The organism is Collinsella sp. AF31-11, assembly GCF_003475605.1.
Classification (GTDB): domain Bacteria; phylum Actinomycetota; class Coriobacteriia; order Coriobacteriales; family Coriobacteriaceae; genus Collinsella.
The window spans coordinates 36,230-56,126 of sequence record NZ_QRQS01000011.1; the positions used below are offsets into that span (position 1 = coordinate 36,230).

Below are 19,897 nucleotides of genomic sequence, written 5' to 3' on the forward strand. Positions count from 1 at the left end.
AAGGACCCCCTATGAATAAAGACTTGTATCTGGTCCGTCATGGACAGACAATATTTAACCTTAAGCGTATCATTCAGGGGTGGAGCGATTCGCCGCTTACGCAGTTGGGCTGCGACCAGGCGGCGCGCGCCGGCATGTTCTTGCGAGCGCGCGGCATTGAGCCCGATCATGCCTACACCTCGACGCTGCATCGCACGGAGCAGACCATCGCCAGCCTGTGGCCGGGCCTTGCCTACGAGCGCCTAGATGGCCTGCGCGAGTGGTTCTTTGGCGACTTTGAGGCCGAACGCGTGATGCTCATGCCCGAGCGTCCGTGGCGTGACTTCTATCGCCAGTTTGGCGGCGAGGGGCAGATGCGGGTGCGTGAGCGCATGGTGGCGACGTTGACCGATCTGATGCGACGCCCGGACCATTCGTGCGTGCTCGCGGTGAGCCACGCCTCGGCCATCAAGGAGTTTTTGGATCATGTGAGGGGAGCGGCGGCCGACGAGCGCGAGCGCGTGCCGGGCAACTGTTCGGTGCTGCACTTTGCGTTTGACGATGCGACCGAAACGTTTGAGCTGGTTGAAGTCTTTACGCAGGAAGATTATGCGCGTGAGCTGGGTCTTGAGCCGTTGACGGCGGCAGCGGGTCCACAGCGCGGGTAACGCAGGCGTGACGATACGGGTCGCCGACATACTTGCTCGATGCAAAAGGGGCGGAGATGCATGCGCTGGCATTGCATCTCCGCCCTTCGTTTGTTGGACTGCCGAGTCTTTGCGCTAAGCGTTTAAGTCCTGCTAGTATCGTGCAATCTGGTGAGTGAGCAGACCCGTTGGAACCTGCGGCGCGCCGCCTGCGACCTGCGCGGCAGGGAACAGCGCGGAAATGACAAAGTTGAACGGCTCCTTGCCCGTGTAGGTGCCGGCCGCGCGGGCCTCGTCTGCCAAGAGCTGTGCCGCCCCTGCCAGCGCGGCGACATAGGCCGGATCGTCTGCGGGGGCAGGCTCCGGTGCCTGGTCGAGCATAGCGTGGATGGCGGCAACGGCGTCATTGCGTTTGACCTCCCACACGCGATGCGTAATGCCGGCGGGGTCGGTGACGGCATAGAGCGACGCGCCCTCTTTGGCGGCGCCGAGGATGATATCCATGACGGGCGAGGCTTCGTAAGCAAGCGTTACAGGGCGGGGCTGCACCTTAAGCTCGGTGATTGCACGGGCGGCCGCTGCTACATCTGCGGAGGCCGCGTCGCCGTCACAGGCCGCGTCGTCGCCCGCCAGCACGCTGACCGGGCAAATCGCCACAACGCCCGTCACGCGCCCTGGCTCTCCGGAGCATTCGTACACGTAATATGCCGAGCCCGGATCTTTGAGCATGAGCCCGTCGGCAATGGCGTCGCGCAGGGCGTCGTTGCCACTCAGGATGCCGCCCATCTGCGGCAGCGCTTCGAGCACGCGATCCTGGGCTGGGCGGATGCAGGGAAACGGAAGTGCTTTCATGGGCGGTCCTAACGCGCGAGTCGGTTTGTTCGCGGCTTATTATGCCCCAACTTGGTTGCTCGCGTCCCAGAGCGTGTTATCGACAAGCGCGATCAGCACGTTCTGGCAGCGAACGATATCGGCGTGGGGAACATATTCGTTGGGCTTGTGCGCGAGTGCCAATGAGCCGGGGCCGTAGCTCATGCAATTGCGGTTGCCCGTCTTGCCGGCAATGACGGCGGTGTCGGTGTAGCCGGTAAAGAAGCCGACGGTCGTGTCCACGTCCGTCACGTCATCGGCGGCACGCTTGAGTGCAGCTAGAAGGGGAGAGCTCGGGTCGCGCTCGATGGCGGGGCGATCGCCCGTCACAACATAGCTGCCGTGACAGCCGGGAACCGCAGCTTCGGCAGCGGTGATGGCCTGCTCCACCATGCGTGTCGCGGCGGCCGTATCGGTCGGCGGCGTCAGGCGCATGTCGACCCAGACCTTGGCGTGGTCGGGCACGACGTAGGGGCGATAGCCGACCTCGATTTGTCCAAACGTAATGGTCGAAGGCCCCAGCTCATCATGCACGGGCAGCGCCGCGAACGCATGGCGAAGCGAACACACGACCTCGGCCATGGCGGCGACGGCGTCTGCACCCTTCCAAGGCTGACTCGCATGCGCCGTGCCGCCGGCCATCTCAATTTCGAACCACGTGCGCCCCTTGTGCGCCACCTGAATCTGCGCGTCGGTGGGCTCGGTGTCCAGCACCCATTCGCGCGAGCCGATCCAGCCGGAATCGATGGCGGCCTCGGAGCTGCGCATAAAGTCCTCCTCGTCGACCGAGCAGATGAGTGAGAAGCCACGGCGGGTCAGCTCGCCGCTTGTCGCTATGCGCTCGAGTACGTGGACAATCGCGGCAATGGCGCAGGCCAAGCCACCCTTCATGTCGCAGGCACCGCGGCCATAGAGCTTATCGTCCCGCACGATCGCTCCGAGCGGCGGAATGTCCGCGTCCCAGCCATAGCCCAGCGTAAGGGTATCCATATGGCAGATATAGACCAGCCGCGGCTCGTCGCTCAAACCGGGCGCGGTGACCATGAGGTTGCGGCGTCCGGGGAGCACTTCGAGCTCCTCAATCTGCACGGCCTCGAGCGTAGAACTATCAAGTTGTGCCAGCTGCTGCTCAATGAGCCTCTTAATGAAGCGCTCAATCTCGTCCTCATATGCGCCCGGGTCTGAGCTGTCAACCTTCACAAGGTCCTGCGCAAGCCGCCAGGCAAAGTCCTCATCAACCATATGCATCCTCACAATTAGTCTGCTTTCCAAACTGATTGTAAGCCTCCTGAGAGATCCGCGGCGCGCGTGGCGGTATTTACCGTTCGCAGGCGGAGCCATCGCGTTTGCCGTCCGAGCGGGCTCACAAACGACGTAGTGGGTACGTACCCTTCATGGACGACATGCTGTGCGACATATCTGCCTTTCGGTATCACCGGATACCTCCACAGGTCTTGGCAATAATGCCAGACCTGCCCGATTCTGCGGACGATCCGCGCAGGGAGCACCTATGTGAGCATCCGCTCGTCACGCATTTCCTGGGCACCCCGTTACATGTGTTGGCACAGGGCAGCTGCGGACGTAAGGGCGATCGCATCGTCAGGCATGTTTGGAACGGGGAGAGGCCGTTTGGCTCCGTGCGGCCGACAGAGTTTGGTCTCGATATCGCGTCCCCGCTCTTTACCTTGCTGACACTGGCCTCCTCGGTCTCAAACGAGCGACTGATCATGTGCATGTATGAGATGTGCGGCACCTTTGCCGTGTGCAAGATTGCGCCTCAGGTAAAGTCGGCACTTGAGCAGGCGTATGGGAGCCGGTGGGGTGACGCACGGTTGGGCTGGGAAAACGTAAAGGATGCCTCGGGGAATCCAACGGACCTGTGGAAACGACCGCCCTTGATTGAGTTCTCTGAACTAACCGAGTACGTCGATAAGATCCGAGGGCTTCGCGGTGCTAAATCGTTCACACGTGCCGCAAAATGCGTTACGGGGGTGGCGGCATCGCCGCTCGAGGTCCAGGCTTCGATGCTGTTTGGTCTTTCGAGGTTGCGCGGCGGTGAAGGGCTGCGCCTTACCAATAACGTTGAGATTCGTATGACGCGCAGTGCCCGTCTGATTTCGGGGCTTGATAGGCGCTATGCCGATATCCTGCTGGCAAATAAGGACGGCAGCCGAGAGTGCCTGGTTGAATGTCAAGGTAAAGCCATTCATGGATCCATAGAATCCAAGATCTCGGACTCCGATCGAACGACGGCCTTGCAAGCGATGGGATATCCCGTCGTTCTGATGACCTATGGCCAGCTGGTTGACTCCGATGCCTTCCGCGTAGTGATGGAACTCATCATGTCCTATCTCGATGTGCCGCTGAAAGACAAGACGTCGCGGCAGCAGGAGCTCGAACGGCGGCTTCGTGAGGAAATTTTTATCGATTGGGCGGGAATATAGTCGCGCAGGCAGAAAACGCTCGCGCGAGCTAGAGTTTTGGTCGCAAAAAGGCTTCAATTTTGCCTTGGAAGGGCTTTAAAAATGCTATCCAAAAAAAGTTGTTTCGGAAAATCGACAGTCAACTTGAATATGGTATATAGAGATTGATTTTTACCTACTAAAGTCCCTGATAAAGCTGTTTATCAAAGCGGGTGTGCTTGGTGATTTGGGTCTTACTGTCGATTATCCGAAAAAACTTGTTCTGGGTATCATTTTAAAGTCGTCCGGAGCAACGAAATCGGCCCCCGTTTCGCGAAAACGGGGGCCGAATGGGGCTTCATGGCCTGCCTGGCAGGCTTGGCGCCGGCGCTATTTGATCACGCGCACGCGATGCATCGACGGAATCTGCTTGAGCGCCTCGATGGTGCTGCTGTCCAGGTGCTCGTCGGTGTCGAACATGGTGTAGGCGTTCTCGCCGGCGGACTCGTTGGTCATGCGCTGCACGTTGGCGTTGTCCTTGGCGAGGATTGCCGTGATCTGGCCGATCATGTTGGGTACGTTGGCATGCAGGCAGGCGATGCGGCTTGCGGCGCGCGCCTTGCCCATGCTGCAGGCGGGGTAGTTGACGCTGTGCGCGATGTTGCCGTTCTCCAGGTAGTCCTTGAGCTCGCTGATGGCCATATCGGCGCAGTTGGCCTCGGCCTCGCCGGTGCCGGCGCCCGAGTGCGTGGTGATAAACGTATTGGGCATCTTGACCGTCTTGGGCGTGGCAAAGTCGCAGCTAAACCAGCTCAACTTGCCCGCGCGCAGGGCGGCGTCAACGGCGTCCTCGTCAATGATGGTCTCGCGCGCATAGTTGATGAGCACGGCGCCCGGGGCCAGCAGGTCGATCTGCTCGGTGCTGATCATGCCGATGGTGTCGGCCTTGCTGGGCACGTGTACGGTGAGGTAGTCGCAGCCGCGGCAGAGATCTTCGAGCGTGCCCACGCGCTGCACCTCGCGGCTCAGCACCCACGCGTGCTCGACGGAAATGAACGGATCGTAGCCGTAGACGTCCATGCCCAGGTCGACGCAGGCGTTGGCGACCTTGGAGCCTACGTTGCCCAGACCGATGACGCCGATGCGCTTGCCTTTAAGCTCGCGGCCCACAAAGGCCTTCTTGGCCTTTTCGGCATCGACCTGAATCTCGGGGTCGTCGGCGTTGTCACGTACCCAGTTCATCGATTGCACCACGCCGCGGCTCGAAAGCACCAGCATGCCCAGGACGAGCTCTTTGACGGCGTTGCTGTTGGCGCCGGGGGAGTTAAAGACGACGACGCCCTTTTTGGCGTACTCCTCGACGGGGATGTTGTTGACGCCGGCGCCGCAGCGGGCGATGGCGCGGATGCCCTCGGGCAGCTCGTAGCCGTGCAGGTCGGTCGAGCGCATCAGGATGGCGTCGGCCTCCTCGGCGCTGCTTACAAACTCGTAGCCCTCGCCAAACTCGACTTTGCCGTCTTTGGTGATGTCGTCGATGGTCTTAATCTTGCGCATGGAAAACTCCTTAGCAGGTTTTGATCTAAACAGGGTGGTCTGAGGTGCCTGGTCGGCCCGCGTATTGCGGGCTAGTTAGATCGCGGACTCAAACTATGCTGCGCTTCGAAGTCCTTCATGTACGTGGCCAGTGCCTGCACGTCTTCCATGGTTACGGCGTTGTAGACGCTGGCGCGCATGCCGCCTACCATGCGATGGCCCTTGACGTTTTGAATCTGGTACTCGGCCGCTCCCGCGACAAAGGCAGCGTCGAGGTCGGCGTCGCCGGTGCGGAAGGTGACGTTGGCGATGGAGCGGCTGTCGGCTTGCGTGGTGCCATGGAACAGCTCGCTGTGCTCGAGCAGGTCGTAGAGCAGGTTGGCCTTGGCCCAGTTGCGCTCGGCCATGGCGGTAAGTCCGCCGGTCTCCTCGACCCAGCGGAATACCTTGCCGCATACGTAGATGCCAAAGGTGTTAGGCGTGTTGAGCATGGAGCCCTTGGCAGCCTGGGTTTTAAGGTCCATGTACTGCGGCGTCTGCGCAAAGGCAGGGCCTTTGGCGATGAGGTCGTCGCGCACGATGACCACGGTCACGCCCGCGGCGCCGGCGTTTTTCTGCGCGCCGGCGTAGATGAGTCCGTAGCGCTCAACGTCGAGCGGCTGCGACAGAAAGCAGCTCGAGACATCGGCGACCAGCGGCACATCGCCGCAATCGGGCAGCTCGTGGTACATGGTGCCAAAGATGGTGTTGTTCTGGCAGATGTAGACGTAGTCGAGCCCTTCGCCCGCGGCCTCGGCGGCAATGCGCGCGTTGATATTGGCCATGGTGGGTATGCGGTCGAAATCGGTGTCCTCGGAGCTAGCGAGCAACACGGCCTCGCCGTACTTGGAGGCCTCTTTGTATGCCTTGTTGGCAAAGTTGCCGGTCACGACGTAGCCGGCGCGGCCGCGGCGCATGAGGTTCATGGGGATGCCCGCAAACTGCAGCGTGGCGCCGCCCTGCAAAAACAGGACGCGGTAGTTGTTGGGGATGCTCAGCAGGCGGCGCAGGGTTGCCTCGGCGTCGTCGATAATCTGCTGGTACATGCTAGATCGATGGCTCATCTCGAGCACGGACATGCCGCAACCGCGGTAGTCCATCATCTCGTCGGCGATCTCGGCGAGCACGCTTGTAGGTAGCGCGGCCGGGCCAGCTGAGAAGTTGTGCACACGTGCCATCTTCTAGTTCCCCTCGTAGTCGTTTGAACGTTCGGGATACTTTAGCACAGTGGAGCGCCTGGCGCGACCGCATCACGGTAAAACTCGAGTGCGCCGCTATGATTTACAGGATGGCTACATGGGGGAGGGGTGCTTTACTTCTCAGGCAAATCCAAATCTGCGAGCGAAGGCATGGGGTTCTCTAGGCGCTTGATCTTTTCGTCGCGAATTAGCTACCTCCTGGTCACTACGACGCCAGCGTGGCGATGACGGCTTCGTCGCCAGCGTATATAAGGGTGTTGCCGTCGGGGATGATCGTTTGGCCGTCGCGCTTGAGCATCACCACGATAAACGGGTGCTTGCCCTGCGGCACGTCGCGCAGACGCTGGCCGGCCAGCCGACCGTGGGGCGTTACGGTGACCTCGCGCAGTGTAACCTCGGCACGCTCTTCAAACGTCGGCGCGGCCATCACCAGCAGATCGCCTTCCTCGATCACGGTATCGCCGTTGGGCAGCACGGGATGCGCGCCATCGCGCAGCACCAGGACCACGAGCATATCTGTGGCGCTGCCAATATCGGCGAGCGAGCGCCCGGCAAACGGATGGCCAGCACCCACCTTGAGCTTTACAAATGACATGCCGTCTTCGTCGCGATAGTCGTTAAAGGTGCGGCGCACGTCGCCGGTCGCATCGATCATATCGAGCTTCTTCGCCACCGCTGGCAGCAGCGAGCCCTGCACCACAATGCTCGACACGGCAATCACAAACACCAGGTCAAACAGGTCGTGACCGCCGGGAACGCCGGCCACCACGGCAAAGAGACTAAACAAGACCGAAGCCGCGCCGCGCAGGCCCGCCCAGCTTACGAGCGCAACCTGGCGGGGGTTGGTCTTAAAGGGTGCCAACAACATGCCCACGGCGATGGGCCGGCTCACGAAGAGCATGAACGCCATGAGCGCCAAGCCCGGCAGCAGCATCTGCGGCAGGCGCGCGGGCGTGACGAGCAGGCCCAGCAAAAAGAAGATGGTCATCTCGGCCATCTCGGTGAGGGTATCAAAGAAGTGCGCCATCTCGACCTTGCCGGTGATGTCGCTGGCCCCCAGCACAATGCCGGCAAGGTACACGGCCAAAAAGCCGTTGCCACCCAGGTAACTCGGCAGTGCGTAGGCCACGATGGCCACGGCAAACAAAAAGATGGTCTGCGCGCCCTCGGCTGTTGCATGCGCGCGCTCAATCAGGCGGCTGGATGCCCAGCCGATGGCAAGGCCCAGCCCCACGCCCAGGATAATCTGCTTGGCCAGCAGCATGGGGATGTCGATATTGCCGCCGGCCGCGAGTGTGGCGAGCACCGCGGTGAGCATGTAGGCGACGGGGTCGTTTGAGCCCGATTCGACCTCGAGCAGCGAGTCGGTGCCGTCACGCAACGACAGGTTGTGCTCGCGCAGCACGCCAAAGACGCTCGCCGCATCGGTGGACGCCACAACCGAGCCCAGCAGCAGGCCGCCGATCCAGTCGAAGCCCAGAACCAGGTGCGTAAACACGCCGGTGATGCCGGCGGTGATGACCACGCCGAGCGTGCTCAGCAGCACCGCGGGCACGGCGACGGGTTTGGCACGGTCGATGTTGGTGTTAAAGCCGCCGTAGAACATGATGAACAGCAGCGCCGTGCTGCAGACGGTTTCGGTGAGCGCATAGTCGCTAAAGTCGATATGCGCCGGGCCGTTGACGCCCAGTAGCATGCCGAGCGCGATAAAGATGAGCAGGGTGGGGAAGGGGAGCTTTTTGCCGACGGGTTTGATGGTCAGGCACAGAATAATGACGAGGCCGATAAAGAGAAGTATCTGGTTCATGGATGGTGTCCGCTCCTGGGTGGTTGGCGTGGCACGGTTAGTTGTCTGCGGTATTTGTACCCAAAGATGGTGGGTTTATGGGGTTGGATTGCGGGCGCGCGCGATATCGTCATAGACGGCTGCCGTCTTTGCCTCTGCTCGGAAACCCTTTCCAGCTTTATTGCAACGGAGTACAATGGATAACGTTTAAGTTCAACTTGAAGTTTTAGTTGCGGCTCCGGGCTTCGGCCGCAATGTAAAGAGAGGCGTTCCATGGCGATCTATGTGACATCCGATGCTCACGGGCACGTGCGTGCGCTTGACGAGGCCCTTTCCAAGATTTCGCTGACGTCCGAAGACACGCTGTATGTGCTGGGCGACATGATCGATCGCGGGCCCGATCCGGTTGGCGTTATTAAGCTCGTGCGCTCGCTGCCCAACGCTCGCGTGCTCAAGGGCAATCACGAGCAGATCATGCTCGACGCCATCATTGGCCAGGATCCGCTCGATGCCGAGACCTGGGATATCAACGGCGGTTGGACTACCCGTCAGCAGCTCAACGACATGGAATTTGAGGCGTACGAGGAGCTGATCCGCTGGGCTGCCGCCCTGCCGCTCTATGCAGTGGCCCAGACTGTCGAGCGCCCGTATTTGCTGGTGCATGCCGGCATCCAGACCGAGGCTGCTCGTGCGTTTTTGCTTGAGCACGGTGTCGATTGCGGCAACGGCAGGGGAGCGGTCGATGCCGATGCCGAGTTGCTGCAGCAGATGCTTGCGGTGCAGTCGTCCGATGACCTGCTGTGGATTCGCCATGGCTATTGGGATGCGCCGACGGGGCTGCTTTCTGTCGAGGGCAAGGGCCCGGTCGTGGTGAGCGGCCACACGCCCACGGTGTCGCTCGGGCGTTATTGCGAGGTCGGCGGCCTGGCGGGGCTCGATGAGGAGTCGGGCCGCGGGCAGATCGTGCGCCTGGGCGGCGAGGATACCGCCGGCGTGCCCGATCGCATCGACATCGACTGCGCCGCCGCCACTGGGTCGGAGTTTGGCCGCGTAGGTATCCTGCGGCTCGATGATGGGGCTGAGTTCTACGCGAATATCAATCCTGGAGAATGATGGCGCAAGGGGTAGCTAATTTGGGACGGAGCTTTTTTGACTACTTTCGGAGAATAGCGCCTTCTTGCTCGGTAAGCGCGAGAAATGAGGAGCGTCTGCGTCCTCGGCAGTGCGAAAATGCTCGAAAAACCGTCGCAACGGAGTCAAACGACGTTGCGACGGTTCTTTTTTGGCTGCCCGCTGGCTAAGTGAGTAGGCTTTTTTGGAAATGCCGAGCACCCAACATATTTGCCTCAATAAAACCGCAGATCACAGACTTGTATTATGTCGGTGTGGTCGGGGATTCGGTAAAAGTCTACTCACTTAGTTTTGCGTGATGCATATTGTCCGCAACCGGACCCCAGCCGGGGTGATTCCATCGCAAATTCCGGTTCCGGGGGCAGCTAATTAGGCTCCGTACGGGTTCCGGTCTCGCTCGATGCGCTGACGGATGTGGGCGTACTCGATTATCAACAACACCAGCAGTAGGGCCATGACCGCCAGGTAGCTCACCACAGCGCCCATCAGACCCAGCAGCTCAATCAGGATCACCGGCAGCACCACGCTCACGGCGAAGCAGATCAGGTAGATCTTGGTGACGTCGCCGGCGTGGCGCAGCACCGTGATGATGGCGTAGATAAAGTCGATTGCCGCGGTGACGCCGCCGGCGACGACCATCAGCAGTGCCAGCGTGCGGTAGCGCTCAAAGTTAAGGCCGTACATAAAGCTCATGATGGGGATGCCGGGGCCTGCCATAAATGCGGCGCACGCTCCGGTGATGACTACGATCAGCGTCATAACGGCAACAATAATCAGGTCAAAGCGGCGACGCTTGCGCGGATTCGCCCAAATGCTCGATAGACGCAGGAGCTGCGGTTTATAGATAAATCCAATGCTCAACAAAATGGCCTGCGCCGGAAAAAACAGCGCATTAAAGTACAGCTGATACTTGTAGGCCAGCGTGCCTTCCATCACAAACTTGGGCATGCTTTCGATAAGGTTGAACAGGAACAGCGCGCCAAAAAGCGGGGCGCACTGGACAAACAGGTGACCGACCTCGCGCAGACTCATGCGGCGTGATTTTTCGGTCTCGAGCAGGGCGAGCGGCGCGGTGACCAGTACGAGCGAGGCAATCGCGGCGATGCCCATGGCCATGGCGGCGATGGGCATGCTGCGCGTGAGGAACAGTGCCACGCTAAAGACCGCGATGACGCCGGCGGAACGCAGCGTTTGACTCATGCCAGCCAAGTAGAGCTTGTCGGCCTGCTGCAGGCGGCCTTCGTACGCGTCGGCGACGCCGTCGATGACCTTGTAGAGGTAGACCCCAAGGCCGATCGTCGCCATATGCGCGTCATAGCCGCGGACGCTGCTATAGAGCAGGCCGCAGCCCAAGGCTAGGGCCCCGCAGATCCAACGATTGAGCTGGTAGGAGGCGAAGGACGTCTTTTCGTCGATATCCGAGACCTGGAAGTTGCGCACGCCGTAGTTGCACGCGATCATGATGAGCGTGCCGGTGACAAAGGCGATGGAGAACTTGCCTGCTTCTTCGGCGCCCACGAGCTGCGTAGACACGATGGTGAGCAGGGGAAACGTCATGCCCCACACGGCGGTGCCGATGGTGTTCCAAAGGTAGTCGCGATGGGTGGCGTGATCTTCGTACTCGGCTTCTTGTGCGGAGAAGCCGCCGCCGTAGACGGCTCCGAGCAGGCGGTTCCACCAGGCATTGACCATGCGGTGGATGGGGCCGGGCTGGCGATCGCGCTCGCGGCGACGGCGTGTGGCCTGGCCGTTGTCGGGACCGCCGGCGTTACGCTGGCTTAGCTCTTGGATGCGTGCGAGCTCCTCGGCGGTGTGAGATGCGGGGAATAGACCGTTCTCGATGCGTCCGCCCTGCCCGTGCGCCCCGCCCGATACGGTGGGGTCGGTGACGCCGTTACGGCGGGCGATGGCGCGGCGAATGCTGTCGAGGGGCGTGATGCTCAAGGCGAGTCCTTTCTATTACTGCGCTCTAGTATAGACGCGACGGCGTCCGCTCGTGTTTTTGAACCGGTTGTTCAATAATTTCGGCGGGCGGCTGTAATTTGTCGGCAAACGTGCGGTATCCTGATGAAGTTTTGTGACACCCCTATGCCGCCCGCGCGGTAGCAAGGAGCTATGAACCATGGACGTCGCCGCATTCCTGCTGGCTCTTGTGCCGATCATTTGGCTTGTCGTGATGCTGCTGTGCTTTAAATGGCCAGCTTGGAAAGCCGCTATCGGATCGTTTGTCCTTTCGTGCGTGCTTGCCCTTGCGTGGTGGCATTTGCCGACGGCGCAGATAGCCACGGCCTCGCTCGAGGGCTTTTTGATGGCCCTGTGGCCCATCGTGCTCGTGATTATCGCCGCCGTCTTTACGTATAACCTGTGCGTGCGCACGGGTGCCATGGACGTGATCGGCAGCATGATCACCTCCATCAGCAGCGACCGTCGTCTGCTGGCGCTGCTCGTGGCGTGGTGCTTCGGCGGCTTTATGGAGGGCATGGCCGGCTTTGGTACCGCCGTTGCCATTCCCGCCGGCATGCTCGCGGGCCTTGGTTTTGGGGCCGTGCCTGCCGTGCTGATCTGTCTACTGGCCAACGGCGTGCCCACGCCCTACGGCTCCATCGGCATCCCCACGGTGTCCGTTGCCGACCTGGTGGGCCTGGACCCGCTGCATTTGGCGACCGTTCAGCTGGTGCAGCTCGCACCGTTCTTTGTGGTGATGCCGCTGCTCATTGTATTGGTCGCGGGCCGTGTCGCCGATGATCAAGGCAACGTAGCGAGCGTAAGCGAGCGTCTGCACGGCGTTGCCGGCGTGGCGCTGCTTTCCGGTGTGTCCTTTGTCGGCGCGGCCTTGGTCGTTGCCATGTTTGTGGGTCCCGAGCTTGCCGTCGTCGTCGGTTCCATCGTTTCGCTCGCGCTGACAGCTGCGCTTGTCATGCGTGCCGAGAAGTCGGGGCATCTGGACGCACGTTTCCACATGAATATCGAGGCCGGCGAGCAGCTCACCGCTAAGTCGGCGCTTTCGGCTTGGTCGTGCTTCATCCTGATCTTTGTGCTGCTGTTGGGAACGTCTAACCTGGTGCCTGCCGTGCATGCTGCGCTCGCACCGTTTGCGAGCCAGGTGCAGGTGTATTGCGGCGAGAACCCCGGCACGCTTACGTTTTCGTGGATCAACACGCCGGGCGTCTGGATTTTCCTGGCGGCGTTTGTCGGCGGCGCCATTCAGGGTGCTTCGCCGCGCATGATGGGCAAGGTACTGGCCGCGACCGTCAAGCAGATGATGCCGACGGTCATTACCATGCTTTCGGTTCTGGGCTGTGCCAAGGTTATGGGCTATGCGGGCATGATCTCTTCGATCAGCGCGTTTTGCATTGCGGTCGCCGGTGGCCTGTACCCGATTCTGGCTCCGTGGATCGGCGCGGTCGGTGCGTTCGTGACCGGTTCGGGCACGTCCTCAGGCATGCTGTTTGGCCCCATCCAGAGCCAGGCTGCCGCCGCGCTGGGCGTGAGCGACTACTGGATGGTCGCGCTGAACGCGCTTGGCGTCGCCGCCGGCAAGATGATCTCGCCGCAGACGCTCGCCATCGGCCTGGCCGCCGTGCACGTGCGCGGCAAGGATGCCGAGCTCCTGGGCGCCGTCCTGCCCTACGCCGCCGGCATGCTGGTCCTCATGAGCGCCATCGCCATGCTCGGCCAAGGCCTGCCGCTATAGTTGGCACTTAGGGACGTTCCTTATGTGCCGGCACTTTGGGAACGTCCCTAAGTGCCGGCATCTGGGGACACTCCTTGGTTGTTGCCTGTTCAAGAATGTCCCGAATGGCTAGTCGTTTAAGAACGTCCCCAATGACTAGGCCGCTTGCGTGCGATTTTTGACCGTTGGGCGGGTGCTTCGCGGTTGCCGCAAAAACGTTTTTGCATATCGGGTACAACGGGCTTTATGTGAGTAAAGTGCGCGCCGCGTCCACGTGCCGCGTTTTTAAAGGAGGCCCCATGCCTGGTGTTACCCCTGCAGAAGTTCTGTCCAACTTTGGCATTACGCTGGTCGAAGATCCCGCCGAGAACGAGCCCCGTCTGCTGGTCGATCTACCCGCCGCGGAGCTCGTCGAGCACGCCATCCGCCGCGAAGAGGGCCGTATGGCGTCCAATGGCGCACTCGTGATAGAGACGGGGGAGCGTACTGGCCGCTCGCCCAACGACCGCTTTATCGTCGACACGCCCGATGTGCACGACAAGATTGCCTGGGGTGCCGTCAACCGCCCGCTGTCTGTCGAGAGCTACGAGGCCATCAAGGCCGGCGTCGTCGACTATCTCAACGAGCGCGACGTGTTCGTCACTCGCGGTATGGCCGGTGCCGACCGCAACTACACGCGTCGCCTGCTCGTCGCCTGCGAGCGTGCCAGCCAGGCGCTCTTCATTAAGCAAATGCTCGCCCGTCCGCTCGCTCGCGAAATTGCGCGCACCGGTGAGCCGGACTTTTGCGTGCTTGCCGCCCCTGGCTACCAGTGCGACCCTGCCCTCAAGGGCCTCAACTCCAGCGCCGCCGTGGTCATCAACTTCCAGGAACGCGTGATTCTGGTCGCCGGCACCGGCTATTCCGGCGAGATCAAAAAGTCCATCTTCAGCGTCATGAATTACCTGCTGCCTGTCGAGGACGATGTGCTGCCCATGCACTGCTCGGCCAGCATGGATCCCGTCACGCACGAGACCGCGGTGTTCTTTGGCCTGTCGGGCACCGGCAAGACCACGCTTTCGGCCAACCCCACGCGACTGCTGATCGGTGACGACGAGCACGGCTGGTCCGACATGGGCATCTTCAACATCGAGGGCGGCTGCTACGCCAAGTGCGAGGGCCTGGACGCGTTCCACGAGCCCGAGATCTTCAACGCCGTTCGCTTTGGCGCCATCTGCGAAAACGTGGTGCTCGACGAGAACCGCAAGCCCAACTACAACGATGTCTCGATCACGCACAATACGCGCGTGGCCTATCCCGTTGAGCATATCCCCAACGCGTGGACCAAGGGCATGGGCACCATCCCGAGCGTCGTGCTGTTTTTGACCTGCGATGCCTTTGGCGTGCTGCCGCCCATCTCGCGCCTGACGGCCGATGCCGCCATGTATCACTTTGTGACAGGCTTTACGGCCAAGATCCCCGGCACCGAGGTCGGCGTCACCGAGCCCACGCCCACGTTCTCCTCGCTGTTTGGCGAGCCGTTTATGCCGCTCGACCCTATGGTCTACGCCAAGATGCTCGGCGAGCGCATTGCCGACGGCCGCACGCGCGTGTACCTGGTCAATACCGGCTGGATCGGTGGCGGCTACGGCGTTGGCCATCGTATCGAGCTTGCCTACACGCGCGCCCTGGTGGCCCGCGCCCTCGACGGTACCATCGAGGATAGCGAGTTCGTGCACGACGATATCTTTAACGTCGACATTCCCACCACGTGCCACGGTGTGCCCGACGGCATCCTGGTGCCGCGCCAGTACTGGCAGAGCACCGCGCGCTACGACGAGGCCGCGCACAACCTGGCGGTGATGTTCGAGGAGAACTTCGAGAAGAAGTACTCGCACCTGCCCGAGTCCGTCAAGGCCGCCGGCCCGCACGCCCAGGTGCCCGCCGAGGCCCGTCATCGCGGCCGCGGCCTGCTGGGACTTCGTCTCTAGCATCGCCGCGAGTTCAAAACCACCACAAAGGGGACAGGCACCTTTGTGGTGGTTTTGCTCGGGCGGAAGACTCGGGTTACAATACGCCTGACATATCGCCCCCTTCTCCGGATGGGGGCAGCGTAAGCGCTCTTGTGGCGGCACCGTAGGACTTTGAAGGTGGCCGTCGTAAGGGCGCTTTTTGTTTAGGCACCCGGGCTCGGGCGCATGCTATGAAGGGAGAGTACATGAAGAGTTTCGTTGCCGAGGATTCGTTTTGGGAACTGTTTCCGCAGGCGGCTATCGGCGTTGTGGTCGTAAAGGGCATGAAGCCCGCGGTGCAGATTTCCCAGGAGGACGTGGATGCGATTGCCGCGCTGCTTGACCGCGCCAATATCGATGCGGAGCGTCATCTGACGAGCGATACCATCAGCGAGAATGCGCCGGTCAAGGCATGGCGCGAGGCGTATCGTCTGTTCAAGACTAAGAAGGGCGCGCGTTGTTCGATTGAGAACCTGCTTAAGCGCGTGCTCAAAGGCAAACCGGTCGGTCATATTACGCCGGCGGTGGATATCTACAACACGGTGTCGCTGACCTATGCGCTGCCTGTTGGCGGTGAGGATGTGCACGCGATTGAGGGCAATCTGCGCTTGGCGGTGACCGATGGCGGCGATGCGTTCCTGCCGCTTGGCGAGGAGACAGATGATCCGACGCTTTCCGGCGAGCTCGCCTATATTGACGATGCGGGCGCCGTGTGCCGCTGCTGGAACTGGCGCGACGGCGTTCGCACGGCGCTGTCCGACGATTCTGCCGATGCATTCCTGGCGATTGAGTGCGTGGAGCCCGAGCGGATGGGGGATTGCCAGGCTGCCGTTGATCGCCTCGCTGAGTTGCTTGAGCGCTATCTGGGAGCGACGGTTGTCGTCAAGACGCTTGTGACTCGCGACAATCCTTGCGTGGAACTGTAGCGACGCCTGCGGATCAAACTCGACGGTCACAACCACCACAAAGGTGCCTGTCCCCTTTGTGGTGGTTTTTATGTTGATGGGTTAACAAATGGGGCGCGTGGGGCTGCCGGTCGCTGAGTACGGCTAAGATGTTTACTCGTTAGCATTATGCAAGCGAAAGGCGGTTGTCTCCCATGCAGCAGAGCGACGAGACACGTTTCGAGGACTTTGTCGGACTGATCAGCGGTCTCTACAAGGAGATCCAGCGCATTAAGGCATCTGAGGGCGCAAGGCTGGGCCTCAAGGGCTCCGATGTTATGTGCCTGTACTATCTGGAGCGCAGCAAGGACGGCTTGACTGGGGCCGACCTCGCCCGCATGGCAGGCGTGACCCGTGCCGCTGTCTCGCGCACGCTGGCGCATCTGGAGGAGGGCGGCTACGTCGAGGTCGAAGATTCGGGCGATGCTGCCGTTAAATACCGTGCCCCGGTTCGTCTGACCACGTTGGGTGGCGAGAGCATGAACGAGGCCGATCGCATTATTCGCGAAGTGCTCGACACCACCGGCAAGACCATGGGCGTGGAGCAGCGCGAGCAGATGTACGCGTCGTTGCGCACGATTCTCAACACCCTGCGCGAGCTGTAGAGCCGCTGGGGCATTTGCTTCCGATAAACAACTGCAGAGTCCCGTTTGAGCGCGTTCGCCGTGCCGGGGCATTGCTGTCAAAATTCCCTGCGCGAGGCCCGCGCAAGAAAGGATCAACTATGTCTGTCCGCATTATTACCGATTCCGCAAGCGATATGTCGCCGGCCGAGCATCCGGCGCTGGCCGTTTTGCCGCTGTCCGTCACCTTTGGCACCGATGTGTACATGGATGGCGTCGACATCGACCACCAGCGTTTTTACGAGATGCTCGTGGAGCGCGATGAGCTGCCCATGACCGGCCAGGTCAACCCGTATGCCTTTTCGCAGGCGATTGCCGAAGCACGTGAGGCCGGCGACGAGGCCGTGATTATTACCGTGGGCGCTAAGCTTTCGGGCACCAATCAGAGTGCCCGTACCGCACTTGCCGAGGCGCCAGGTGGCGACGTGTTCGTGGTAGACAGCAACAACGTCACCCTGGGCGAGCGCGTCCTGGTCGAGTATGCGCTGCGCTTGGTGGACGAGGGCCGCAGTGCATCTCAGATCGCGGCGGCTGTCGAGGCCGTGCGCGACCGAGTTGTGGTTATTGGCCTGCTCGAGACGCTGGAGTATCTGGTGCGCGGCGGTCGACTGTCTGCTGCGGCGGGCGCCGTGGGTACGCTGCTCAACGTAAAGCCCGTGGTGGCTGTAGAGGACGGTCTGATCGTACAGCTGGGCAAGGCGCGCGGCTCCAAGAACGGTCGTAACCTGCTGAACCAGAAGGTCGAAAAGGCGGGCGGCGTCGACTTCGCCATGCCCCTGGCGCTTGGCTATACGGGACTTTCGGATGCGGTGCTCAAGAAGTATATTGAGGACAGCGTGGCGCTGTGGGCTGGCCACATCGAGGGCGAGCTGCCCGTCCATACCATCGGCGCCACCATCGGCACCCACGTAGGTCCCGGCGCCGTAGCCATAGCCTTCTTCCAGCCTACCAACTAACCGACCTGCCATAAACCACCACAAAGGGGACAGGCACCTTTGTGGTGGTTTATGCTTTTCCGGATGGAAAGGAGTGAGCAATGGCGTCTGAGGGCTTTTTTGAACGGGTGTACGAGGTGGTCGAGCAGATCCCCGAAGGGATGGTCGCCACGTACGGTCAGGTGGCGCTGCTCGCCGGTCGTCCGCGGAGCGCGCGTTTTGTGGGCTATGCGCTGCACAGCAATCCGCGCCCCGGCGAGATTCCCTGTCACCGTGTGGTGTTTGCCGACGGGCACATTTGCGAGGGTTTTGCTTTTGGCGGTCCCGATGCTCAACGTGAGCTTTTGCTAGGGGAGGGTGTGGCGTTTAAGGACGACATGCACGTCGATCTGGGCGCCTGTCGCTGGCCTGCCGGACTCTAACGGTTCTGCCGTGGCTAAAACCACCACAAAGGTGCCTGTCCCCTTTGTGGTGGTTTCTTTCCTGTAAGCATGGGGCAAACCCATCAGGTCTGTTATCCCATAATGAGGTACTGACGTTTGGTTTTAGGGGGGCACTAACTTTGATTGTTAGTCCCGCTTACAGCAACCGATCTTGGTAAATCCCTGCGGCGCTTCTTCGCCTGCGGGGATTCTTGGGCTGTCGCTTCCCAGATATGCTTCTACATGCCGCGCGAACGCTTGCCACGACCACTCGTCTTTATCGGCATCAAGCCGATCGGGAGAAATCGCGTTGAACAGGCACGTTGGAATCTCGTGCTCGTGCAGATTCTTAGCGATACATGGTGTGCAGCCCTTGTCGTGGTTGACAGGGTTAAATGGGCATTTCCGGTCGTTGCAGGTACAAAATGCAACTGAGCTCATGGGACTCCTTCCGGTCGGTCGGGTCTGCCGTAAAAGCTGCCGCATGTTAAACAATAGGGTGTCATTGCTTAACAGTATATAGCCTCAAGGTGCTTGCGACTTAGGGGTTCTGCCAAGCGGCTGAATATCTCGGCGACCGACCTCTGAAGAAAACAAAACCGCCGCAACGAGGATTGTGCTCATCGCGGCGGTTTAGTTTGAGTGTTGTTTATTGCTCTCGACTAGTACACCATACCCATGGCGTCCTGAACCTCGGCCAGGGTCTGCTCGGCAATCTCGTTGGCACGACGGTTGCCCTCGTGCAGCACGTCCTTCACATAGTCCAGGTCGTTCTCATAGCGCTGGCGACGCTCGCGGATCGGCGCGAAGTACTCGTTGACCGCCTCGGTCACGTATTTCTTAAGCTGACCGGAGCCGCCCATGCCAATCTCTTCGGCAATCTCAACCTCGGAACGACCGGTGCAGATGGCGGCTGTCGAAAGCAGACCAGACACGCCGGGGCGGTTCTCGGGGTCAAACGTGATCATGCGCTCGGAGTCGGTCTGGCTCTTCTTAATGCGCTTGGCCGTCTCCTCGGCGGTCATCGAAATATTGATGGCGTTGCCGTAGCTCTTGCTCATCTTGCGACCGTCCAGGCCGGGCAGCAGCGGGGTCTCGGACAGTAGCGCGTCGACCTCGGGAAACACCTTGCCGTAGCGGTTGTTAAAGCGGCGTGCGATGGTGCGGGTGAGCTCGATGTGCGGCAGCTGGTCGCGCCCGACCGGCACGACGTTGCCCTTGCAGAACAGGATGTCGCAGGCCTGGTGCACCGGGTAGGTGAGCAAAAGGCCGGTGAGCTCATGGCCCGAGGCCTCCATCTCGGCCTTAACCGTGGGGTTGCGCGCCAGCTCGGCCTCGGAGACCAGCGACAGGAACGGCAGCATGAGCTGGTTGGCGGCGGGCACGGCGGAGTGCGCGTAGATCATGGTCTTGTCGGGGTCGATGCCGCAGGCAAGGTAGTCCATGACCATGTTGTACACGTTGTCCTGGATGTGCTCGGTGGTGTCGCGGTCGGTGATGACCTGGTAGTCGGCGATGAGCACGTTGGTCTTGGCGCCCATGTCCTGCAGCTCGACACGGCCCTTGAGGGTACCGAAGTAGTGGCCCAGGTGCAGACGGCCGGTGGGGCGGTCGCCGGTGAGCATGGTGAACTTCTCGGGCGTCTTGGCCAGGCCCTCGCGAATGGCGTTGCTCTTTTGCAGCGCGACTTCGTAGCTGTTCTCGTTTGGCATGATTGCTCCTA

General features: G+C 61.0%; 17 protein-coding genes. 9 read left to right on the plus strand and 8 right to left on the minus strand.

Going from position 1 to position 19,897, the window contains the following annotated elements:
* Nucleotides 1–11 precede the first annotated feature (11 nt).
* Nucleotides 12–647, plus strand: coding sequence for a histidine phosphatase family protein (locus tag DWZ22_RS07975; RefSeq protein ID WP_117735576.1), 636 nt, complete (start codon nt 12–14; stop codon nt 645–647).
* Between the two features lie 132 nt (nt 648–779).
* On the opposite strand, the gene DWZ22_RS07980 is transcribed toward DWZ22_RS07975, so the two are convergent.
* Both DWZ22_RS07980 and DWZ22_RS07985 read right to left on the minus strand, forming a co-directional pair.
* Entirely contained in the window at nt 780–1,478 is a 699-nt protein-coding gene (locus tag DWZ22_RS07980) for a DUF1015 family protein (protein ID WP_118405856.1), read from the minus strand.
* 39 nt (nt 1,479–1,517) lie between these two features.
* A complete protein-coding gene (locus tag DWZ22_RS07985) occupies nt 1,518–2,738 on the minus strand; it encodes a M20 family metallopeptidase (RefSeq protein WP_118405857.1) in 1,221 nt (406 codons plus the stop codon).
* A gap of 152 nt (nt 2,739–2,890) precedes the next feature.
* Here DWZ22_RS07985 and DWZ22_RS07990 point away from each other — a divergent pair, with 152 nt between their 5' ends.
* Entirely contained in the window at nt 2,891–3,940 is a 1,050-nt protein-coding gene (locus DWZ22_RS07990; RefSeq protein WP_118405858.1) for a hypothetical protein, read from the plus strand.
* Between the two features lie 348 nt (nt 3,941–4,288).
* On the opposite strand, the gene DWZ22_RS07995 is transcribed toward DWZ22_RS07990, so the two are convergent.
* The 3 genes from DWZ22_RS07995 to DWZ22_RS08005 form a co-directional block, all read right to left on the minus strand.
* Nucleotides 4,289–5,452 (minus strand): phosphoglycerate dehydrogenase, encoded by a 1,164-nt coding sequence (locus DWZ22_RS07995; protein ID WP_117794524.1) that lies wholly within the window; start codon nt 5,450–5,452, stop codon nt 4,289–4,291.
* Nucleotides 5,453–5,523: 71 nt separating this feature from the next.
* Nucleotides 5,524–6,648, minus strand: coding sequence for a 3-phosphoserine/phosphohydroxythreonine transaminase (gene serC / locus DWZ22_RS08000; protein WP_117794523.1), 1,125 nt, complete (start codon nt 6,646–6,648; stop codon nt 5,524–5,526).
* Nucleotides 6,649–6,874: 226 nt separating this feature from the next.
* Nucleotides 6,875–8,476: a potassium/proton antiporter gene (locus DWZ22_RS08005; RefSeq protein ID WP_118405859.1), complete on the minus strand. Its 1,602-nt coding sequence runs from the start codon at nt 8,474–8,476 to the stop codon at nt 6,875–6,877.
* Nucleotides 8,477–8,728: 252 nt separating this feature from the next.
* Between DWZ22_RS08005 and DWZ22_RS08010 the strand changes: the two genes are divergently transcribed.
* Entirely contained in the window at nt 8,729–9,568 is an 840-nt protein-coding gene (locus tag DWZ22_RS08010; RefSeq protein ID WP_118405860.1) for a metallophosphoesterase family protein, read from the plus strand.
* Between the two features lie 387 nt (nt 9,569–9,955).
* Here DWZ22_RS08010 and DWZ22_RS08015 read toward each other — a convergent pair whose 3' ends face one another.
* Nucleotides 9,956–11,530 carry a lipopolysaccharide biosynthesis protein gene (locus DWZ22_RS08015; RefSeq protein ID WP_233502263.1) on the minus strand — a complete coding sequence of 525 codons (1,575 nt, stop codon included), beginning with the start codon at nt 11,528–11,530 and terminating at the stop codon, nt 9,956–9,958.
* 178 nt (nt 11,531–11,708) lie between these two features.
* Here DWZ22_RS08015 and DWZ22_RS08020 point away from each other — a divergent pair, with 178 nt between their 5' ends.
* The 6 genes from DWZ22_RS08020 (at nt 11,709) to DWZ22_RS08045 (ending at nt 18,174) form a co-directional block, all read left to right on the plus strand.
* On the plus strand, nt 11,709–13,280 hold the full coding sequence (locus DWZ22_RS08020; RefSeq protein WP_118273133.1) for an L-lactate permease: 1,572 nt from the start codon (nt 11,709–11,711) through the stop codon (nt 13,278–13,280).
* 278 nt (nt 13,281–13,558) lie between these two features.
* A complete protein-coding gene (gene pckA / locus DWZ22_RS08025; protein ID WP_199583478.1) occupies nt 13,559–15,229 on the plus strand; it encodes a phosphoenolpyruvate carboxykinase (ATP) in 1,671 nt (556 codons plus the stop codon).
* A 227-nt stretch (nt 15,230–15,456) separates the two neighbouring features.
* Nucleotides 15,457–16,176: a B3/4 domain-containing protein gene (locus DWZ22_RS08030; RefSeq protein WP_118405861.1), complete on the plus strand. Its 720-nt coding sequence runs from the start codon at nt 15,457–15,459 to the stop codon at nt 16,174–16,176.
* Nucleotides 16,177–16,349: 173 nt separating this feature from the next.
* Nucleotides 16,350–16,799, plus strand: coding sequence for a MarR family winged helix-turn-helix transcriptional regulator (locus tag DWZ22_RS08035; protein WP_117735596.1), 450 nt, complete (start codon nt 16,350–16,352; stop codon nt 16,797–16,799).
* A 119-nt stretch (nt 16,800–16,918) separates the two neighbouring features.
* Nucleotides 16,919–17,773, plus strand: coding sequence for a DegV family protein (locus tag DWZ22_RS08040; protein WP_118405862.1), 855 nt, complete (start codon nt 16,919–16,921; stop codon nt 17,771–17,773).
* 80 nt (nt 17,774–17,853) lie between these two features.
* On the plus strand, nt 17,854–18,174 hold the full coding sequence (locus DWZ22_RS08045) for an MGMT family protein (RefSeq protein ID WP_117735598.1): 321 nt from the start codon (nt 17,854–17,856) through the stop codon (nt 18,172–18,174).
* A 147-nt stretch (nt 18,175–18,321) separates the two neighbouring features.
* On the opposite strand, the gene DWZ22_RS08050 is transcribed toward DWZ22_RS08045, so the two are convergent.
* Together DWZ22_RS08050 and trpS are read right to left on the minus strand one after the other, a co-directional pair.
* Complete coding sequence (locus DWZ22_RS08050) at nt 18,322–18,615, minus strand: DUF6485 family protein (RefSeq protein WP_199570190.1); 294 nt, start codon at nt 18,613–18,615, stop codon at nt 18,322–18,324.
* Nucleotides 18,616–18,836: 221 nt separating this feature from the next.
* A complete protein-coding gene (trpS, locus tag DWZ22_RS08055) occupies nt 18,837–19,886 on the minus strand; it encodes a tryptophan--tRNA ligase (protein ID WP_118405863.1) in 1,050 nt (349 codons plus the stop codon).
* Nucleotides 19,887–19,897: the final 11 nt, after the last annotated feature.